Source organism: Ruegeria sp. BC1, from assembly GCF_056539305.1.
Genome location: NZ_JBQFUT010000014.1, coordinates 43,964 through 65,048, shown reverse-complemented (window position 1 = coordinate 65,048; position 21,085 = coordinate 43,964). Strand labels below are relative to the sequence as shown.

The 21,085-nt window shown below is 57.0% G+C and carries 16 protein-coding genes; 3 read left to right on the top strand and 13 right to left on the bottom strand.

The features are described 5' to 3' along the window. From ACR0IY_RS21180 to rpsL, 4 genes are all read right to left on the bottom strand, one after another. Window positions 1-91: GTP-binding protein (locus tag ACR0IY_RS21180; protein ID WP_215675807.1), on the bottom strand; the 91-nt coding region annotated here is incomplete at its 3' end. 60 nt (window positions 92-151) lie between these two features. Next, window positions 152-2,269: an elongation factor G gene (gene fusA / locus ACR0IY_RS21175; protein WP_480676878.1), complete on the bottom strand. Its 2,118-nt coding sequence runs from the start codon at window positions 2,267-2,269 to the stop codon at window positions 152-154. Between the two features lie 18 nt (window positions 2,270-2,287). Then, the gene (gene rpsG / locus ACR0IY_RS21170) at window positions 2,288-2,758 is read right to left on the bottom strand and encodes a 30S ribosomal protein S7 (protein ID WP_010441203.1); all 471 of its coding nucleotides are present in this window, start codon (window positions 2,756-2,758) and stop codon (window positions 2,288-2,290) included. A gap of 15 nt (window positions 2,759-2,773) precedes the next feature. Beyond that, window positions 2,774-3,145 carry a 30S ribosomal protein S12 gene (rpsL, locus tag ACR0IY_RS21165; protein ID WP_005621086.1) on the bottom strand — a complete coding sequence of 124 codons (372 nt, stop codon included), beginning with the start codon at window positions 3,143-3,145 and terminating at the stop codon, window positions 2,774-2,776. 396 nt (window positions 3,146-3,541) lie between these two features. Here rpsL and ACR0IY_RS21160 point away from each other — a divergent pair, with 396 nt between their 5' ends. Further along, the gene (locus ACR0IY_RS21160; protein ID WP_480676876.1) at window positions 3,542-4,348 is read left to right on the top strand and encodes a putative rhamnosyl transferase; all 807 of its coding nucleotides are present in this window, start codon (window positions 3,542-3,544) and stop codon (window positions 4,346-4,348) included. Here the strand turns inward: ACR0IY_RS21160 and ACR0IY_RS21155 are convergent. The 6 genes from ACR0IY_RS21155 to rplJ all read right to left on the bottom strand — a co-directional run bounded on the left by ACR0IY_RS21155 (window position 4,333) and on the right by rplJ (window position 16,027). Further along, entirely contained in the window at window positions 4,333-5,202 is an 870-nt protein-coding gene (locus ACR0IY_RS21155; protein ID WP_480676883.1) for a DMT family transporter, read from the bottom strand. The genes ACR0IY_RS21160 and ACR0IY_RS21155 overlap by 16 nt on opposite strands. A 150-nt stretch (window positions 5,203-5,352) precedes the next feature. Next, a complete protein-coding gene (locus tag ACR0IY_RS21150) occupies window positions 5,353-6,132 on the bottom strand; it encodes a hypothetical protein (RefSeq protein ID WP_480676874.1) in 780 nt (259 codons plus the stop codon). 242 nt (window positions 6,133-6,374) lie between these two features. Continuing rightward, complete coding sequence (gene rpoC / locus ACR0IY_RS21145) at window positions 6,375-10,616, bottom strand: DNA-directed RNA polymerase subunit beta' (protein WP_480676872.1); 4,242 nt, start codon at window positions 10,614-10,616, stop codon at window positions 6,375-6,377. Between the two features lie 50 nt (window positions 10,617-10,666). Then, on the bottom strand, window positions 10,667-14,803 hold the full coding sequence (gene rpoB / locus ACR0IY_RS21140; protein WP_480676870.1) for a DNA-directed RNA polymerase subunit beta: 4,137 nt from the start codon (window positions 14,801-14,803) through the stop codon (window positions 10,667-10,669). A gap of 250 nt (window positions 14,804-15,053) precedes the next feature. Then, window positions 15,054-15,428 carry a 50S ribosomal protein L7/L12 gene (gene rplL, locus ACR0IY_RS21135; RefSeq protein ID WP_170385945.1) on the bottom strand — a complete coding sequence of 125 codons (375 nt, stop codon included), beginning with the start codon at window positions 15,426-15,428 and terminating at the stop codon, window positions 15,054-15,056. 80 nt (window positions 15,429-15,508) lie between these two features. Continuing rightward, window positions 15,509-16,027, bottom strand: coding sequence for a 50S ribosomal protein L10 (gene rplJ / locus ACR0IY_RS21130; RefSeq protein ID WP_480676867.1), 519 nt, complete (start codon window positions 16,025-16,027; stop codon window positions 15,509-15,511). Between the two features lie 397 nt (window positions 16,028-16,424). Here rplJ and ACR0IY_RS21125 point away from each other — a divergent pair, with 397 nt between their 5' ends. After that, on the top strand, window positions 16,425-17,390 hold the full coding sequence (locus tag ACR0IY_RS21125) for an aminoglycoside phosphotransferase family protein (RefSeq protein ID WP_480676865.1): 966 nt from the start codon (window positions 16,425-16,427) through the stop codon (window positions 17,388-17,390). Window positions 17,391-17,546: 156 nt separating this feature from the next. Continuing rightward, window positions 17,547-18,572: a Hint domain-containing protein gene (locus ACR0IY_RS21120; protein WP_480676863.1), complete on the top strand. Its 1,026-nt coding sequence runs from the start codon at window positions 17,547-17,549 to the stop codon at window positions 18,570-18,572. A gap of 87 nt (window positions 18,573-18,659) precedes the next feature. Here ACR0IY_RS21120 and ACR0IY_RS21115 read toward each other — a convergent pair whose 3' ends face one another. The 3 genes from ACR0IY_RS21115 to rplK form a co-directional block, all read right to left on the bottom strand. After that, complete coding sequence (locus ACR0IY_RS21115) at window positions 18,660-19,445, bottom strand: hypothetical protein (RefSeq protein ID WP_480676861.1); 786 nt, start codon at window positions 19,443-19,445, stop codon at window positions 18,660-18,662. Window positions 19,446-19,586: 141 nt separating this feature from the next. Beyond that, the gene (rplA, locus tag ACR0IY_RS21110) at window positions 19,587-20,285 is read right to left on the bottom strand and encodes a 50S ribosomal protein L1 (RefSeq protein WP_170407486.1); all 699 of its coding nucleotides are present in this window, start codon (window positions 20,283-20,285) and stop codon (window positions 19,587-19,589) included. Window position 20,286: 1 nt separating this feature from the next. Beyond that, window positions 20,287-20,736 carry a 50S ribosomal protein L11 gene (gene rplK / locus ACR0IY_RS21105; RefSeq protein ID WP_010440985.1) on the bottom strand — a complete coding sequence of 150 codons (450 nt, stop codon included), beginning with the start codon at window positions 20,734-20,736 and terminating at the stop codon, window positions 20,287-20,289. Window positions 20,737-21,085: the final 349 nt, after the last annotated feature.

The window sequence follows — 21,085 nt, the reverse complement described above, 5'->3', positions numbered from 1 at the left end:
CTGCGGTCAGCGTGGTCTTACCATGGTCAACGTGGCCAATCGTGCCGATGTTGACGTGCGGTTTTGTACGCTCAAACTTTTCCTTTGCCATGATGGCCTCCTTTTTCGGTAATGAAGGGAGCCCGTCAAACGGGCTCCCTCAAATCTTCGCTTATGCGTATTTCGCCTGAATCTCGTCCGAGATGTTCTGCGGAACCGGATCGTAGTGGTCGAACTGCATGGTGAACTGGGCGCGGCCCGACGACATCGAACGAAGGGTGTTGATGTAGCCGAACATGTTGGCCAGCGGAACGAACGCGTCGATCGCGATTGCGTTGCCGCGCGGCTCTTGTCCAGACACCTGGCCACGACGCGAGGTCAGGTCGCCGATGATACCGCCGGTGTATTCTTCCGGGGTGATCACTTCGACCTTCATGATCGGTTCCAGCAGTTTCGCGCCAGCTTTGCGCATGCCTTCACGCATACACATACGGGCGGCGATTTCGAACGCCAGAACGCTCGAGTCAACGTCGTGGAACTTACCGTCCAGCAGGGCAACCTTGAAGTCGATCACGGGGAAGCCAGCCAGCGGGCCGCTATCCATGACCGAGTTGATGCCTTTTTCAACACCCGGAATGTATTCCTTCGGAACAGCACCACCAACGATGCGGCTCTCGAACGAGTAACCTTCGCCCGGTTCTGTCGGCTGGATTTCCAGCTTAACTTCGCCGAACTGACCCGAACCACCCGACTGTTTCTTGTGGGTGTAGGTGTGTTCAACCGGCATCGAGATGGTTTCACGGTATGCCACCTGCGGCGCACCGATGTTCGCCTCAACCTTGAACTCGCGCTTCAGACGGTCCACCAGGATGTCCAGGTGAAGTTCGCCCATGCCCTTCATGATGGTCTGACCCGATTCCAGGTCGGTTTCCACACGGAAGGACGGGTCTTCGGCGGCCAGACGGGCCAGACCCTGGGACATCTTCTCCTGGTCGCCCTTGGTTTTGGGCTCAACCGCGATCTCGATCACCGGATCGGGGAAGGTCATGGTTTCCAGAACCACCGGATCCTTCGCATCGCACAGGGTGTCACCGGTGGTCGTGTCTTTCAGACCCGCCAGCGCGATGATGTCGCCTGCAAACGCTTCTTCGATCTCTTCCCGGTTGTTCGAGTGCATCATCATCATACGACCGATGCGCTCTTTCTTACCTTTGGTCGAGTTCAGGATCGAGTCACCTTTGTTCATGGTGCCCGAGTAGATCCGGGTGAAGGTCAGCGAACCAACGAAGGGGTCGTTCATGATTTTGAACGCCAGACCCGAGAAGGCCATGTCGTCGTCTGCACGACGCGCGATGTCGCGAACTTCTTCCTCGTCGCCAGGTTTGAAGCCCATGTAATCGACAACGTCCAGCGGGCTGGGCAGATAGTCGATCACAGCGTTGAGCAGAGGCTGAACGCCTTTGTTCTTGAACGCCGAACCACCCAGAACCGGAACGAACGCGATTTCCAGTGTACCTTTACGCAGCAGGGCGCGCAGGGTCGGAACGTCGGGCTCATTGCCTTCCAGGTATTCCATCATCGCGTCGTCATCCATTTCGACGGCCGCTTCGATCATCTTGCCGCGCCATTCGTCGGCCATGTCTTTCAGGCTGTCGCGGATCGGAGCTTTGATCCAGCTTGCGCCCAGATCTTCGCCCTGCCACAGCCACTCTTCCATGGTGACCAGGTCGATCAGACCTTCCAGTTCGGACTCGGCGCCGATCGGAATACCAACCGGAACAGCACGTGCGCCGGTGCGATCTTCGATCATGTTGACGCAGTTGAAGAAGTCTGCGCCGATCTTGTCCATCTTGTTGACGAAAACCATACGCGGAACCTTGTAGCGGTCAGCCTGACGCCACACGGTTTCGGTCTGAGGCTCAACACCGGCGTTAGCGTCCAGAACGCAGACGGCACCGTCGAGAACCGCCAGCGAGCGTTCAACTTCGATGGTGAAGTCAACGTGGCCGGGGGTGTCGATGATGTTCAGGCGGTGCTTGGGCGTGTCAGCATGCTGTCCATCTTCGGTGCGTTCCCAGAAAGTGGTAGTCGCAGCCGAGGTGATGGTGATGCCGCGTTCCTGTTCCTGCTCCATCCAGTCCATGGTGGCTGCACCATCGTGCACCTCACCGATGTTGTGGGATTTACCAGTGTAATACAGGATACGTTCCGAGCAGGTTGTCTTACCCGCGTCGATGTGCGCCATGATACCGAAGTTACGGTACAGTTCGAGAGGATATTCGCGTGACATGTGTCTAAGCCTCTGGGATTACCAACGATAATGGCTAAAGGCTTTGTTCGCCTCGGCCATCTTGTGGGTGTCTTCGCGTTTCTTGACGGCAGTACCGCGGGACTGAACGGCGTCCAGCAACTCGCCTGCAAGGCGCTCTTCCATGGTGTTTTCGTTGCGGCCGCGCGCAGCGGTGATCAGCCAGCGGATGGCCAGCGCTTCGCGGCGCTCAGGGCGCACTTCGACCGGAACCTGATAGGTTGCACCACCAACCCGGCGCGAGCGAACCTCGACCGACGGCTTGATGTTGTCGAGCGCTTCGTGGAACACTTCGACAGGAGCGCGTTTTACCTTGTTCTCAACGCGGTCAAACGCGTTGTAAACGATGCGCTCTGCGACCGACTTCTTGCCGTCGATCATCAGGTTGTTCATGAATTTGGTCAGTACCTTGTCGCCAAACTTGGCGTCAGGCAGGACTTCGCGTTTTTCGGCGGCGTGACGACGTGACATATCAGCCTCTCCTTCTTACTTGGGACGCTTCGCGCCGTATTTCGAACGACGTTGCTTACGATCTTTGACGCCCTGAGTATCCAGAACACCGCGCAGGATGTGGTAACGCACACCGGGAAGGTCTTTTACACGGCCGCCACGGATCAGAACAACCGAGTGTTCCTGCAGGTTGTGGCTTTCACCGGGGATGTACGAGATGACCTCGAACCCGTTGGTCAGGCGCACCTTGGCAACTTTACGCATAGCCGAGTTCGGCTTCTTCGGTGTGGTGGTATACACGCGGGTGCAGACGCCGCGTTTTTGCGGGCACTGTTCCAGGTGCATGGACTTCGAGCGTTTTACTTTGGGCTGCCGCGGCTTGCGGATCAGCTGTTGAATAGTTGGCATTCCGGTTTCTTCCCCGTTTTGCAACACACATGACATGCACGCGGCTGCGTGCGGTTAAACTTGCTGCACTTATGCGTCCACAAGCGCAAAACCCGCGAGCGTTCCCATTCCGAGGTGAACGTCGCGGTTGGTTATCAGAGGGCGCGAACTGCAAAATTGTCCGGGCCTTGACCAGTCCATTACTGAGATCGGTTTTGGGGCGGCCCCCAGTACCGAGATGTCGCGCGTAATAGGGGGAGTCGGCCCGAGTGTCAACAGCACTCCTGATCACGCGGGGGTTACAGGGGTTTAGCTTGATTTAATTGTCCTGTGCCAAAAGGTCCACTGCAACTGTCCATTGCGGGTTTCGGGTCGCATAGGCATAGTCCCCACAACGATCTGCACCACGGATGATTCATGCAAGTTATCGGCCTGTGCCGCTTTTCATACCCTGCCCATGGCGGCTTTCAGATCGAGCATGACACGATCGAGGAACGCAGACGCTATCTGTATGATACCGCCCGCCTGGAACAACGCTTTCGCCTGTTTGAAACCACCACCCTGCCTTGTTTCAAGGAACAGACCGATGAGGATTTTCAGTTCCTCATCGTTATTGGCAACTGCCTGCCCAAAGCGGCCTTGGAACGGCTGCAAGATCTGACCGCAGGCATGAAACAAGCAAAGATCATCGCTCGGGAGCCGATGCGACATCGCAGAGTGATGAAGGAAATCCTGAACGCCGCGCGCACCGATCCAGACGATCCGTGCCTGCAATTCCGTCACGACGATGATGATGCCGTATCCGTCGATTTCGTCGAACGCTTGCGTATCGCTGCTGACGAAGGCAAGGGGCTGCTGCAGAATAACCGGACCGTAGCAATTGACTACAACAGCGGGTTTCTGGCGCGATTTGGTCCCGACGGCATTCTCGCCGCCCCGAAATTCCAGCCGTTGCTGGGCGTCGGGATGGGCATGTATGTGCGCGGCGGGTGCGAGCAGACGATCATGAATTTCGCCCACCACCGGATCGGAAACTTCATGCCAGTGATCAGTTACCCTGACGCGCCGATGTGGGTACGAACGCTGAACCAGTTCAACGACTCACGCCATGCCCGCAACAACAAGGCCGAGCTGTCCCCTCTGACGCCCGAATTGGAAGGCGAGTTCATCGCACGGTTCGGCATCGAACAGGACATGGTCCGGCAGGTTCATTCTGCGGCCTGATGTGACCGCTCGCGAAACAGCGTGAACACCCCCGCACCGACAACCAAAACTGCCCCGAGCAATGTAACCGCATCCGGCCATTCGTCAAAAACAAGCCAGCCCAGCCCCAGCGCCCAGATCAGGCTGGAATACCTAAACGGGGCGATGAACCCAACCTCACCCTCGCGCATCACCATTACGCTGAACAAGTACCCCATCAGCACAAAGACCGCCGCCGATGCCACCAACGTTCCGGCACCGATGGACACAGGCGCCCACCCCTCAAAAACCGAGACCACGCTGGCCACAAGGGTAATCGTCAGTGATGTGGCCAGTGTCACGACCATGGACGGAACCTGCGCTGACATGCGGCGCGTGATCAGATCGCGAATGGTCACCGACGCCACCGCTGCCAGCGCAAATACAGCGTAGACGCTGAAGCCATCCGGGCCGGGGCGCACGATCAACAACATACCGGCAAATCCGATCGCAATGGCCATGATCCGTCGCCAGCCGATCTGTTCCGAGAAGAAAAGCGCGGCCCCCAACGTGACCGTAAGGGGCAAGGCCTGCAGAACCGCCGTGACATTCGCGAGCGGCATGTGCTGCAGAGCTGTCAAAAAGAAAAACGTCGCCGAAAGCTCGGCACAGCATCGGATGGCTACCAGCCACCTGTCGTGAGGCGGGAAATTCAGATGTAGTGCACCCAGATTGCGCGCCAGCGCGTAAACCAACGCAGTGGCCAATGTCCCGCGTAACGCGACCAGCTGGAACAGCGGCATCTCTTGTAAAGCGACTTTGACCAGAGTGTCATTCACGGTAAACGCGGCCATGCTGCCCATCATAAGCAGCGCGCCTTTCACATTCGGGGTCATGTCTTCTGATCCGGTCACGAAACAATCGTGGCATTGGCCCAATTGACCACCACATTGTCAACGCGTCTCATCGCAGTGACACAAGAAATGCTGTTTGGCGCATCAGATGCTTGTTCGCCCCTACCTCACGTGCACCAAGTACCAATTCCGTCAGAACCCAAACACCCGACCGCCGCCGATCCCTTCGACCGTCACGCCGGCGCTCAGATTGTGGGTCGCGATCAACCCGCCGGACATGTTCAGCACACCAAGTCGGTTGCCGTTTTGCAACGCAACATAAAGCTCTCGGCGGTCAGAGTTGATCCCAAGGCCAAAACGTTCAACCTGCAACGCGGCACCAACGGACGGATTGGTGGGCCGGATGATCCGCTTGGTGTCTCCGTTCAGATCCAGCTCTGCAATCAGCCGATTGCGGATGAAAAGTACATAAAGGGTGCCGGTTTGTTCATCATAGGCAAGCCCACCAATCGGCCCCTGCGGCTGACTGAGCCTGATATTGCGCACAAATTGCCCGTCACGGGTCAGCTCCGAGATCATCAAGCCGTTTGGATGATCAAGGAACAGGTGCCCATCCGACTCTCGTATCGCCAGTCCACATTCCTTGATCGGGAAATTGTCTGGCGTCACACCTCCGCATCCGGCCGGGACGCGCTGCGCCGTAAAGGTACGCAGAACACGGCCATTGCGATCAAGCTCTTGCAACTGTGTGCCGGGCAGGTTGCGCAGGAAGATATGCCGTCGTGGGTCATCATATGCCAAACCGACGATCGAGGACGACGTCGGAATCAGACGGGTCGATCCATCCGGAATTTCAACCTCCCGAGAAGGCTGGCCTTGTGGCATTCCGACATAAGCGTAGTCGGTGCACGCGGCCATCAGGCCTATCCCCATTACACAAAGGGCGCGAGACAGCTTGGATGCGGCTCCCATCGTTCAATACTCCGATCTAAAAATATAGACAAAATGACGATTAACCTTACCACAAATTGATTAATTCGTGAACAACTCTACCCGTCCTTGACCCCAAATGAGGTTGAGGTTTTCTCAAGTGGACCCGGCAAAAAGTCCCTCTCAGTTACCTGCACAAAGCTGAAATCAAGCAAAATCCGCGTGACAGAAACAAAAAAGGCCCCGCGATATCGCGGGGCCTGATCTTTGGGTATTTGAGTCGCTTACTCGCGGCTTTCCGGTGTTTCCACCAGAACGTCCAGCTCGTCGCCGACCATGTCGTCGTCGATCATCGGCGCAGCCAGAGCAGCGGCCGCTTCGGCCTCTTCCCGGCGGGCTTCGATCACCACGTTGTCGCGAGACTGGGCCACCTGACGTACGGCCTGGGTCGCACCACCGGTACCGGCGGGGATCAGGCGGCCGACGATGACGTTCTCTTTCAGGCCAACCAGCTTGTCCTTTTTGCCCTGAACCGAAGCTTCGGTCAGCACACGAGTGGTTTCCTGGAACGACGCCGCCGAGATGAACGAACGCGTCTGCAGCGAGGCTTTGGTGATCCCCAACAGGATCGGCTCGCCCTGTGCCGGACGACCACCGCGCTGAAGCGTCTTCTCGTTGGCCGCGTCGAACTCTTGCTTGTCGACATGCTCGCCTTTCAGCAGGGTGGTGTCGCCTGAATCCAGGATCTCCCACTTCTGCAGCATCTGGCGCACGATGACTTCGATGTGCTTATCGTTGATCTTCACACCCTGCAGACGATATACGTCCTGCACCTCGTCGATCATGTAATCCGCCAGCGCTTCGACACCCATGATGGACAGGATGTCATGCGGAGCCGGGTTACCGTCCATCAGGTATTCACCTTTCTGGATGAAGTCCCCTTCGGCGACCGGGATGTGCTTGCCCTTGGGCACCATGTACTCGATGGTCTCCATGGACTCGTCAGCCGGTTCGATGCTGATGCGGCGCTTGTTCTTGTAGTCGCGGCCAAAGCGCACGTAACCATCGGCTTCTGCGATGATCGCGTGGTCTTTCGGACGGCGGGCTTCGAACAGTTCGGCCACACGCGGCAGACCACCGGTGATGTCCTTGGTCTTGGCACCCTCACGCGGGATACGCGCGACAACGTCACCGGCTTCGATGGTCTGGCCATCTTCGACCGACAGGATCGCATCCACCGACATCGGATAGTGAACCGGATTGCCCGCATCGTTGCGGACCGGCTCGCCATCTTCTCCGACCAGAATGATCTCGGGCTTGAGGTCGCTGCCTTTGGGGGCGGCGCGCCAGTCGATCACGATCTTCTGGGTCATACCGGTTGCTTCGTCGGTCTCGTCGCGGACAGCAAGGCCCGAAACCAGGTCAACGTATTTCGCAGTACCGGCTTTCTCGGCGATGATCGGCAGGGTGTAGGGGTCCCATTCGAACAGTTTGTCGCCACGGGCCACCTTGGTGCCGTCCTTGACGAACAGCTTCGAGCCGTAGCCCAGCTTGTGGCTGGCACGCTCTTCGCCATGCTCGTCCTTGATCACCAGCTTCATGTTCCGACCCATGACCAGGCTTTCGCCTGCCGCATTGACCAGAATCTGCGGGTTCTCGAAGGAAACGACACCGTCCTGGCTGGCTTCCTGGAACGACTGCTGACCACCTTGCGCAACACCACCGATGTGGAAGGTCCGCATCGTCAGCTGTGTACCGGGTTCACCGATGGACTGAGCAGCGATGATGCCGACAGCCTCACCCGTGTTCACCATGGTACCGCGTGCAAGGTCACGACCGTAGCAGGTGGCACAAACGCCTTCCTCGGACTCACAGGTCAGAGGCGAACGGATGCGCATCGAGGCAACACCGGCTTCGTCAATGGTGTCAGCCATGCGTTCGTCGATCAGCTGGCCAGCAGCCACGATCACCTCATCGGTACCCGGACGCAGAACATCGTCAGCAGCCACACGGCCCAGCACGCGTTCAGCCAGCGAGGCAACGACCTCACCGTCATTGACTGCGGCTTCGGCAGTGATCGCACGCTCGGTGCCACAATCGATTTCGCGAACGATGCAGTCCTGGGCGACATCCACCAGACGGCGGGTCAGGTAACCCGAGTTCGCCGTCTTCAGAGCGGTATCCGACAGACCCTTACGGGCACCGTGGGTCGAGTTGAAGTACTCGAGAACGGTCAGACCTTCTTTAAAGTTCGAGATGATCGGCGTTTCGATGATGTCGCCGTTCGGCTTGGCCATGAGGCCACGCATACCGCCCAGCTGTTTCATCTGAGTGACCGAGCCACGCGCACCCGAGTGGGCCATCATGTAGACCGAGTTCGGTTCCTGCTCGGACCCGTCCTCTGCCCGATCCGACGACGAGATTGTGCTCATCATCGCTTCGGTGACGCGGTCGTTACACTTCGACCAGGCATCGACGACTTTGTTGTACTTTTCACCTTGAGTGATCAGGCCGTCCATGTACTGCTGTTCAAAGTCCTTCACCTGACCGCGGGTGTCATCAACGATGCCCCACTTGTCATCCGGAATGACCATGTCGTCCTTACCGAACGAGATGCCCGCCTTGAACGCTTCCTTGAAGCCCATCGACATGATCTGGTCACAGAAGATAACCGACTCTTTCTGACCGCAGTAACGGTAGACGGTGTCGATCACCTGCTGCACTTCTTTCTTCCGCAGCAGGCGGTTGACCAGCTCGAACGGCGCCTTGTTGTTCATCGGCAGCAACGCACCCAGACGCAGACGGCCCGGAGTGGTCTCATAACGCTTCTGAACTTCGTTGCCTTCGTCGTCAATCTGCGTGATCCGCGCGGTGATTTTCGAGTGCAGATGCACTTCGCCGGAATCCAGCGCGTGCTGAACTTCGTCGATCGAACCGAACACCTTGCCTTCGCCCGGCATGCCTTCGCGTTCCAGGGTCACATAGTACAGACCCAGGATCATATCCTGCGACGGAACGATGATCGGCGCGCCGTTTGCAGGCGACAGAACGTTGTTCGTCGACATCATCAGAACACGCGCTTCCAGCTGGGCCTCAAGGCTGAGGGGCACGTGAACCGCCATCTGGTCACCGTCGAAGTCGGCGTTAAAGGCCGAACAGACCAGCGGGTGCAGCTGGATCGCTTTACCTTCGATCAGAACCGGCTCGAACGCCTGAATGCCAAGACGGTGCAGCGTGGGCGCACGGTTCAGCATAACAGGGTGTTCGCGGATCACCTCGTCGAGGATATCCCACACTTCGGGGCGCTCTTTCTCGACCAGTTTCTTCGCCTGTTTCACGGTCGAAGACAGACCCTTGGCTTCAAGGCGCGAGTAGATGAACGGCTTGAACAGCTCCAGCGCCATCTTCTTGGGCAGACCACACTGGTGCAGCTTGAGTTCCGGACCGGTCACAATGACCGAACGGCCAGAGAAGTCGACGCGTTTACCCAGAAGGTTTTGACGGAAGCGGCCCTGCTTACCTTTCAGCATGTCCGACAGCGATTTCAGCGGACGCTTGTTAGCGCCGGTGATCACGCGGCCACGACGGCCGTTGTCGAACAGAGCGTCCACGGATTCCTGCAGCATCCGCTTTTCGTTACGAACGATGATGTCAGGCGCGCGTAGTTCGATCAGACGCTTCAGACGGTTGTTCCTGTTGATGACGCGGCGATACAGATCGTTCAGATCCGAGGTCGCGAAACGGCCACCATCCAGCGGAACCAGCGGACGCAGTTCCGGCGGAATGACCGGGATCACGGTCATCACCATCCACTCTGGACGGTTGCCCGACTCGAGGAAGGATTCAACGACCTTCAGACGCTTGATGATCTTCTTGGGCTTCAACTCGCCGGTGGCTTCGGCCAGATCAGCGCGCAGCTGCTCGGCTTCGGCTTCCAGATCGATCTGGGCCAGCATCTCACGGATGGCTTCGGCACCGATATTCGCGGTGAACGCGTCCATACCATAAGCATCCTGCGCATCCATGTACTCTTCTTCGGTCAGCATCTGGCCGTAAGTCAGGTCAGTCAGACCGGGCTCGATAACGACATAGTTTTCAAAGTACAGAACGCGTTCCAGATCGCGCAGCGTCATGTCCAGCATCAGACCGATGCGGGACGGCAGCGATTTCAGGAACCAGATGTGCGCAACAGGCGCGGCCAGTTCGATGTGGCCCATACGCTCACGACGGACTTTCTGCAGGGTGACTTCCACACCGCATTTCTCGCAGACAACGCCGCGATACTTCATCCGCTTATATTTGCCGCACAGACATTCGTAGTCTTTGATCGGGCCAAAGATACGCGCGCAGAACAGACCGTCACGTTCAGGCTTGAACGTCCGGTAGTTGATGGTTTCGGGTTTCTTGATCTCGCCATAGGACCAAGACAGGATCCGCTCGGGCGACGCCAGCGAGACCTTGATCTCGTCAAAGACCTTCGGGGGCGTCAGCGGGTTGAACGGGTTGTTGGTGATTTCCTGGTTCATTTGTTACCTCAAATCTTGCGGAAGGGGGGACGGGAGAAAGGGCAGCGCCCTTACTCCTCAACCTCCGCATCCAGGAGTTCCATATTCAGGCCGAGGCCACGGACTTCTTTAACCAGAACGTTGAACGATTCCGGTACGCCCGCTTCAAAGTTATCCTCGCCCTTGACGATCGACTCATAGACCTTGGTCCGGCCGGCGACGTCATCCGATTTCACGGTGAGCATCTCCTGCAGGGTGTAGGCGGCGCCGTAAGCTTCCAGAGCCCAGACCTCCATCTCACCAAAGCGCTGACCACCGAACTGCGCCTTACCACCCAGCGGCTGCTGGGTAACCAGGCTGTACGGCCCGGTCGAACGCGCGTGGATCTTGTCGTCCACCAGGTGATGCAGTTTCAGCAGGTACTTGATGCCCACGGTCACCGGACGTGCGAATTGCTCACCGGTACGACCGTCGAACAGAACCGACTGACCGCTTTCCGAGAAGCCCGCACGCACCAGCGCGTCGTTGACGTCAGCTTCTTTGGCACCGTCAAAGACCGGGGTAGCGATCGGAACACCGCGGGTCACGTTGCCCGCAGCCTCGATCAGGCCATCCTCGTCCAGACCGGTGATGCCTTCTTCGTAGACATCTTCGCCATAGGCCAGCTTCATCGCTTCGCGTACCGGGGTCAGATCGCCGGACCGGCGGTATTCACCCAGCGCGTCGTCGATGTTCAGACCCAGACCGCGTGCGGCCCAACCCATGTGGGTTTCAAGGATCTGACCAACGTTCATACGCGACGGCACGCCCAACGGGTTCAGACAGAAGTCAACCGGCGTACCATCGGCCAGGAACGGCATGTCTTCCATCGGAACAACCTTGGAGATCACACCTTTGTTCCCGTGACGACCGGCCATCTTGTCGCCCGGCTGCAGCTTGCGCTTCACGGCGATGAAGACTTTGACCATCTTCATCACACCCGGCGGCAGATCGTCGCCACGACGGACTTTTTCGACCTTGTCTTCGAAACGGGCGTCCAGAGCACGCTTTTGCACTTCGTACTGCTCGTTCAGAGCCTCGACGATCTGTGCGTCCTGCTCACCTTCCAGCGCCAGCTGCCACCACTGACCACGGGTCAGGGTTTCCAGCAGGTCCTCGGTGATCACCGACCCTGCTTTGACGCCTTTCGGGCCTTTGACAGCGGTTTTACCCAGGATCAGGCCTTGCAGACGCGCATAGATGTTGCGGTCAAGGATCGCCAGCTCGTCGTCCCGGTCACGGGCCAGACGTTCGACTTCCTCACGCTCGATCTGCAGCGCACGTTCGTCTTTTTCCACACCGTGACGGTTGAAGACACGGACCTCAACGACCGTACCGTAATCGCCCGGCTTCACGCGTAGCGAGGTATCGCGCACGTCAGATGCTTTTTCACCGAAGATGGCGCGCAGCAGCTTTTCTTCCGGGGTCATCGGGCTTTCGCCCTTCGGAGTGATCTTGCCGACCAGAATATCGCCCGGCTCAACATCCGCACCGATGTAAACGATGCCCGCCTCGTCGAGGTTTCGCAGCGCTTCTTCACCGACGTTCGGGATGTCGCGGGTGATCTCTTCCGGACCCAGCTTGGTGTCACGGGCGGCGACTTCAAACTCCTCGATATGGACCGAGGTAAAGACATCATCCCGCGCGATACGTTCCGAGATCAGGATCGAGTCTTCGTAGTTGTAACCGTTCCACGGCATGAACGCGACGACCACGTTCTTACCCAGGGCCAGTTCACCCATATCGGTCGACGGACCATCAGCAATGACCTCGCCCTTCTGGACGGTGTCACCCACCTTGATCAGCGGACGCTGGTTTATGCAGGTGTTCTGGTTCGAACGCTGGAATTTGCGCAGACGATAGATGTCAACGCCAGCGTCGCCCAGTTCCAGATCCTCGGTGGCGCGGATAACGATACGCTGGGCATCGACCTGGTCGATGATACCGGCGCGTTTCGCCTGAATCGCAGCGCCCGAGTCGATCGCAACCTTTTCCTCGATCCCGGTACCGACCAGCGGCGCTTCGGCGCGCAGCAGCGGAACCGCCTGACGTTGCATGTTCGAGCCCATCAGAGCGCGGTTGGCGTCGTCATTTTCAAGGAATGGGATCAGCGATGCAGCAACCGAAACCAGCTGTTTCGGCGACACGTCGATCAGGTCCACATTCTCGCGCGGGGCGAGGGTGTAGTCACCGGCCTGACGGGTCGAAACCAGATCGTTGATGAACTTGCCGTTCTGATCCAGCGTCGCGTTCGCCTGCGCCACGGTGTGACGCATTTCCTCGGTCGCGGACATGTAGTGAACCTCATCGGTCACCTCGGCGTCTTTGACGACGCGGTACGGTGTTTCGATGAAGCCATACTTGTTCACGCGGGCAAAAGTGGCCAGCGAGTTGATCAGACCGATGTTCGGACCTTCCGGCGTTTCAATCGGGCACATCCGGCCATAGTGGGTCGGGTGCACGTCGCGCACCTCAAAGCCCGCACGTTCACGTGTCAGACCGCCGGGGCCAAGCGCCGAGAGACGGCGTTTGTGGGTCACCTCGGACAGCGGGTTTGTCTGGTCCATGAACTGCGACAGCTGCGAAGAGCCAAAGAATTCGCGGACAGCAGCCGCAGCCGGTTTCGCGTTGATCAGATCCTGCGGCATAACGGTGTCGATCTCGACCGACGACATACGCTCTTTGATCGCGCGCTCCATACGCAGCAGACCGACGCGATACTGGTTTTCCATCAGTTCGCCGACCGACCGCACACGACGGTTGCCGAGGTGGTCGATATCGTCCACGTCGCCTTTGCCGTCACGCAGTTCCACCAACGCCTTGATGCAGGCCACGATGTCCTCGCGGCGCAGGGTGCGCAGGGTGTCCGGCGCATCCAGAGCCAGACGCATGTTCATCTTCACGCGGCCAACGGCGGACAGGTCATAACGCTCGCTGTCAAAGAACAGGGTGTCGAACAGGGCCGACGCAGCCTCGACGGTGGGGGGCTCACCCGGACGCATAACGCGGTAGATGTCCATCAGCGCGCTTTCACGGTTCAGGTTCTTGTCCTGAGCCATGGTGTTGCGCATGTAGGGGCCAACGTTGACATTGTCGATGTCCAGAACCGGAATGTCGGTGATACCGGCATCGATCAGTTCCTTGACGGTGCCACCGATCAGGTCGCCGTCCTTGTCGTATTCCAGGGTCAGCTCATCACCGGCTTCGACATAGATCGCGCCGTTTTCTTCGTTGATGATGTCCTTGGCGACGTACTTGCCAACGATGTGATCGAACGGAACCAGCAGGTCGGTAACGACGCCTTCTTCGATCAGCTTCTTGACCGCGCGCGGGGTGACTTTCTTGCCCGCTTCGGCAATCACTTCACCGGATTTCGCATCGATCAGATCATAGGTCGGGCGAGTACCGCGTACACGCTCGGGGAAGAACGGCGTGACCCAGCCCTTCTTCTTGTCCAGCTTGTAAGACACGGTGTCATAATAGGCGTCCATGATCGCTTCCTGATCCAGACCCAGCGCATAGAGCAGGGTTGTCACAGGCAGTTTGCGGCGACGGTCGATCCGGGCGAACACGATATCCTTGGCGTCGAACTCAAAGTCCAGCCAGCTGCCGCGATACGGGATGATGCGGCAGGCAAACAGCAGCTTGCCCGAGGAATGGGTCTTGCCCTTGTCATGGTCAAAGAACACACCGGGCGAGCGGTGCATTTGGGACACGATCACGCGCTCGGTGCCGTTCACGATGAACGTACCGTTCGGCGTCATCAGGGGCATGTCGCCCATGAACACGTCCTGTTCTTTGATGTCTTTGACAGACTTGGCGCCTGTGTCCTCATCGACATCGAACACGATCAGACGCAGGGTAACCTTCAGCGGCGCGCTGTAGGTCATGTCGCGCTGCATGCACTCTTCGACGTCGTATTTGGGTTTTTCCAGATCGTATTTCACGAATTCCAAAACGGAGGTTTCGTTGAAATCCTTGATCGGGAATACCGACTGGAATACGCCTTTGATGCCTTCGCCGTCAGTGGGCTGCTCTGCATCGCCGGAGCGCAGGAAAAGATCATAAGAAGATTTCTGCACCTCAATGAGGTTCGGCATCTCCAGCACTTCGCGGATTTTGCCGTAATATTTACGAAGACGTTTCTGGCCAAGGAACGTTTGAGCCATGTCAGATGTCACCTTTCGATGTTCTCAGCGGGCAAAGACACCGTCGGGCCCCGGCATCTTGCACATTCGAGACGACACGCCCGGATCAATTCATGGCCACCGTCCCGAAGGCAGCCTCCCGATCCGCGAACCGCGTCTTAGAAAACGCCCCATTCCATGAGGCCCTTTCTAAGACAGGTTCGGCTGGACCCGGATTTCTCCGAGCCCAGCCAAATTCTGCGGTGCATCAGCGATGCACCAGACAACAGGCTTAGGCCAGTTCGACCTCGGCGCCAGCTGCTTCCAGCTTGCCTTTGATCTCTTCGGCTTCTGCTTTGTCTACGCCTTCTTTGATCTTGCCGCCGGCTTCGACCAGTTCCTTGGCTTCTTTCAGACCCAGGCCGGTGATGCCGCGAACTTCTTTGATGACGTTGATTTTCGAAGCGCCGGCGTTCTTCAGAACGACGTCGAATTCGGTTTTCTCTTCCTCAGCTGCGCCACCGGCGTCGCCGCCTGCTGCAACCATGACGGCGCCGCCAGCTGCGGGCTCAATGCCGTACTCGTCTTTGAGGATGGTTTTCAGTTCTTGTGCTTCCAGCAGGGTCAGACCCACGATGCTTTCTGCGAGTGCTTTCAGATCAGCCATTGTATTAGCTCTTTCCGTTTTACAGTGTGTGTTCCAACGTCAGGGTAGTTACCCTACGCAGATCATTCAGTGCCAACCGCTTACGCAGCTTCCGCCTTCTCTTCGATGGTGGAAAGGATGCTTGCGATGTTGCTTGCAGGTGCGCCAATCGCGCCGGCGATGTTCGAAGCAGGTGCGCCAATGCAGCCCACGATCGAAGCAATAAGCTCTTCACGAGACGGCATTTTCGAAACGGCTTCAACGCCTTTGCGGTCCAGAGCGTTCTCACCCATTGCACCGCCGAGGATTTCAAAATTCTTGTTATCCTTGGCGAAGTCCTCGGCCACCTTGGCTGCTGCCACGGGGTCCTCGGAATAGGTCAGAACGGTCATCCCTGTCAGCAGGTCGGCCATGCTTGCACACGGCTTACCCTCAAGGGCGATTTTGGCGAGCCTGTTCTTGGCAACACGCACGGAGCCTCCGGCTTCGCGCGCACGCGAACGCAGGTCCTGCATCTCGGCAACTGTCAGACCGGCGTAGTGCGAAACCACTACGACGCCAGAGCTTTCGAAGATTTGGCCGAGTTCCTCGACCACTTTCTCTTTCTGGGCTCTATCCACAGTTCTCTCCAAGTTTGGGGCGATACCTCACCCCGGCTCATATTTGCCGCAGCTTACGCTGCGGCGTTCAGGTCCGTTGTTACGGGATTGGCCAAAATGCGCCCGAGGGTGGGACCCTCAGAATTCTTTGGTCTTACCCGTCTCGGGCAGGGAATTAAGGGGCCGGATGGACCCACCCACCGTCTTGGACGAAACAAAATAAAGCGCACGACGAATCGCACGCTTTATTCCGCAGTTCTCTTTAGGCCAGACGCGCTGGGTTTCCAAGGGGTAAATTGCCATGTTCGGCAGTTTGGCTGAACCTTGCCATTCATCCCAAAGATTGACTTGTTCTGCCTACTAAGGTCCTGTCAACCAACCGTAACTTTTGCGAAAATCGTCGCTGAACCACGCCAAGATGCTGACCCTCACCACAGACGAACACCAACGCGCAACCGAATTTGTCAAGGAATTCGCGCGCCATTCCGGGGCAAAGTCTAATTTGCCGTTCGATTGCTTCTACCGATCGCATGATTTCCCAAACTCACGCATGGTGTTGAGGGTGCAAGGAGCCAAACAGGACTACGCGCTGAAAATCGATACCGCCTCACCCGATTCAGGTCGGTTGCAAAACGAATTTGAGCTTTTGAATCGCCTGTCGCGACACTTCGAAAGGTTTGATGCATCGCGGGTGGTAAAACCCTACTACCTATCCGCCGGAAACAAGTTCTTTGTAACCGAGTTCATCGACCGCCCCACCGCCATAGATCTGATCCATAACAGCACGGACGATGATCAAGTCGCCCGAATTTACCGCCGCGCCGGGTTATGGCTGCATGATCTTCACAACATTCATACCGCGAAGGAATACGGCTTCCGTCCGCGCTGGATGACCGACAGCATTAAAGAGCTTTTGCTATCTGTGCCTCTCCATATCCAAAAAACCGCCCGCCCAATGGTCGAGGAGGTGGAAAAGGCCGCACTGAACCTAAAGGGCATCCCCGAAACTCAGGTCTTTTCGCACGGGGACTTTCACGGCCAGAACCTGATCGTCGGTCAGGGTGAGATGATCGGCCTGGATTTTACCGAAGCCCGTGAAAAATTAGCCGTCTATGACATCGTGGATTTTCTCAAGTCGGATATCTTCCGGGACGCAGGTACGGCCGAAGTCGACCCAAGTGGCATCCTGAAAGCAAACAAGGACATGTTCTTTCGCCGTTACAGGCATCCCGTGAACATGGAAATTTTGAACCTTTGCATCCGAGGCCGGCTGGTGAAGGACTGGCTGTCTCTCTGGCAAGTCGACCATGAATGCAGCCCCTTCGAGGAAGACAAGCGACGGCGCCTGGGTGAACGGTTGCTGTTAGCGTTCCAACGCAAGTAACACTGAGACCCGGTCCCATGACGCAATTGTGTGTCAAATTCTTAGTTCCCGGTTGACTACATCTGCCTGAACCTTTCTTTATCCCATCAAATTGCCAACCGGCCTTTGGCGATGAAGGCAAGATGTAACAAGTTCAATGAAGGTATAATTGCCAAGATGGTACTCCGCAGCTTTTTCGCTCAGGACAGTTCAAGTCTGATTGTGACGTCCAGTTCCGATCCAAGCATTGTCGGAGATGGGATCATCAACAACTCGGATACGCCGAACGGCACGATATTTGCCTATTCTGGCGGCACCGGAACCACCGTGACGCTGGATGACACGGGCGGAAACAGAAACGTTTTCAATGACGATCAGGAGGCCAACCACATCATTACAGACGGTGGCGGGATCGTTGCCAACGGTACCCCGGTCGAATCCGAATCCATCATCACGGTGCGTGCGTTGGACGGCAACGGAAACCCGACCGGACCCGAGATCGATATCTATGTCTTCTCTCAGAACGGAATCACGCAGGATGTCTGGGGCTACGGCACGTCGGCCCCGTTAACGCCCGGCACGTCTTACATCAAAATTAGCGGTTCCAACTCGGGCAGCTCGACCTATACGAATTACATCACCTGCTTTGCGGCGGGCACACTAATTGAAACCGAAGATGGTGAGACCGAAGCTCAAAAACTTGAATGTGGTCAGCTAGTCTGGACCCGCGACAGCGGATTACAACCGATCTTGTGGGTCGGCACGACCGAAGTCCACGGGTTTGGTCCGTTTGCCCCTGTTGTTTTCAAACCCGGCGTGATTGGCAACACTCGTGAGCTAACGGTGTCTCAACAGCACCGGGTGCTGATCAAATCACCAGCAACCGAAATGTTGTTCGCCTCGTCCGAGGTCTTCGTCGCAGCCAAGCATCTTTGCGGCCTGCCCGGCGTATCTGTCAGAGAAATGGAACGTGTCACCTACACGCATTTCATGTTTGACCGGCATCATATCGTCCGATCAAACGGCGCACTGACCGAAAGCTACTATTACGGCGGCAACGCGGAAAATGCGCTTTCGTCGCCCCAACGCGCAGAAATTCAGGCGCTGTTTCCATCAGTCGAAGATGTCAGCGATGCGTTCCGGCACACCGCCGCCCCAACAATTGGCGCTCGTGAAGCGGGTGTATTGCGTACGTATATTTGACCCGGCCGCCGCCAGGTCAAAACAAATCTAATCTTACCCCACATTACGAGCCATGAAACCGGATTGTAGGCGCGCCGCTCTATCGGTCTAGGATCCTTCTCTTCTTAACTCTTCCGCTGTTTTTCTTACTGTTTGATCCAACTCAAACTTGGCATCCATGTGTTCAAAAACATATTCTTTGAATTCCTGAATGGTACTGCCGTCATCGAGCTGCCTCAGGGCATTCAAAATAATGTCGATAACCCCACCATCATGCTGCCTCGCTCGCTCAACATCAGAAAGACGCTTGTGCACGATTTCGGGAAGCTCACTCAAAGATGCATTCACCAGTTTGCTGCGCTCCCAGTCCTCTTGAGCTATTTCCTCTTCGGCCCTCCGATTACCGTCCTGTCTCGCCATTACGCGAAGATACCCCCCCGGGCGTTCGCGCATTTGCTCCATTACATTTTGCTGCATTGAACGAACGGCCTCCTGCCCTCCCTCCTTCTCGATGTAATCCTTCAACGCATTGACAGCCCATGACGGGCATTTCCTGCTGCTTGGGCGCTGCGGGTCTGCCAACCACGATTGCAACGTCCTGTTCGTCACCTTACGAGAAGTTTCCCCTTCCAGAACAAGTTCTACAAACGAACAGTTTCCGGCAAATGTACCATTCACGAGCCGCTGCATCTGGAAACGGTTACTTTCATCGTCAATCGTTTGCCTGAGTTCCTGAAAAATTCCGTTTATCTGCTGCTCATCAAGATTTTTTTCGCCTCCTTCTGCAATCTCAAAGGAAACCCCAGGCCCTTGCACCTCATATTTAACACCTATGACAACACCTGTATCGCGGTGTGTAGCTTGGGCATCGAGGTACCGGTAATCGAATTTCATAGTATCTTGCTCCAAATGTTGTGCGCACTTTGTGCGCACAACATTTAAGCACATGGTTTTTCATATCAAGATCGTTGATAAAAAAAATCCCGGGAGGTTTGCACCACCCGGGATCAAAACTTTGCAACTCAGCTATAAGACTTATTCGCCTGCAGCAGCTGCCACATCCAGAGTCACGCCCGGGCCCATGGTCGAGCTCAGCGCGATTTTCTTCATATAGGTGCCTTTGGCGCCCGACGGCTTGGCCTTGGCCACTGCCGAAACGAAAGCGCGGACGTTTTCGGCCAGCTTGGCTTCGTCGAACGACGCTTTGCCAACACCTGCGTGCACAACGCCGCCTTTTTCCGCCTTGAACTGAACTTCACCGCCTTTGGCTGCTTCCACGGCCGCTTTCACGTCCATGGTCACGGTACCAACCTTGGGGTTCGGCATCAGGTTACGGGGGCCCAGAACCTTACCCAGACGGCCGACGATCGGCATCATGTCCGGGGTCGCGATGCAGCGGTCGAATTCGATGGTGCCGCCCTGAATGGTTTCCATCAGGTCTTCTGCGCCAACGATATCTGCGCCCGCTTCTTTTGCTTCGTCAGCCTTGGGGCCACGAGCGAAAACAGCAACGCGCATCGCTTTACCGGTGCCGTTCGGCAGGCCGACAACGCCGCGAACCATCTGGTCTGCGTGACGGGTGTCAACGCCCAGGTTCAGTGCGATTTCGATGGTCTCGTCGAATTTCGAGGTTGCGTTGGCTTTGACCAGGGCAACAGCTTCTTCGACCGACAGGTTTTCCTTGCCAGCGACAGCTTCGCGCGCAGCGCGGGTGCGTTTACCAAGTTTTGCCATCTTACTTCACCTCGATGCCCATAGAGCGGGCCGAGCCCAGGATGATCTGCATTGCGCCTTCGACGTCGTTGGCGTTCAGATCCTTCATTTTGGCTTCGGCGATTTCGCGAACCTGCTTGCTGGTCACGGTGGCCACGGTCTCACGACCGGGGTTTTCCGCGCCACGGGGGCGGTTACGCTTGCCGACCGGCTTCAGACCAGCTGCTTTTTTCAGGTAGTAAGACGCAGGAGGCGTCTTGATGTCCATGGTAAAGGACTTGTCCTGATAGTAGGTGATCACAGTCGGGCACGGAGCGCCGGGCTCCATGTCTGCGGTCTTGGCGTTGAACGCCTTGCAGAATTCCATGATGTTGATGCCGCGCTGACCCAGCGCCGGACCAACTGGCGGCGACGGGTTCGCCTGACCTGCAGGAACCTGCAGCTTCATTGTACCAGCAAGCTTCTTAGCCATTTGGTTTTCCTTTCAACTAAGGTGGAACGCGTCCCACCCAGATTATGTTGCGTGGTCCGATCCGGGATCGCGATCCCTGCAACCTCCCACGAGAGAATCTCGCCCGAAGACGATAGAGGCGGCGTTTATAGGGGAATGCGGGCGTTTGCAAGTGGCCTGCCATTCTCTGCTTGGAATGATCGATTCGACCCCCAATAGAACTACCATTTGCCCAAAATTTGCAGACTTTTCCACATCTGACGGGGCTTTACGCCAGTAAGAACCCAATACTACAGCAAAATTTTAGCAAACGCCCGCTTGGCGGTTATGACATCACCCTCAGTATCACATTGACATACATGACTGTGCT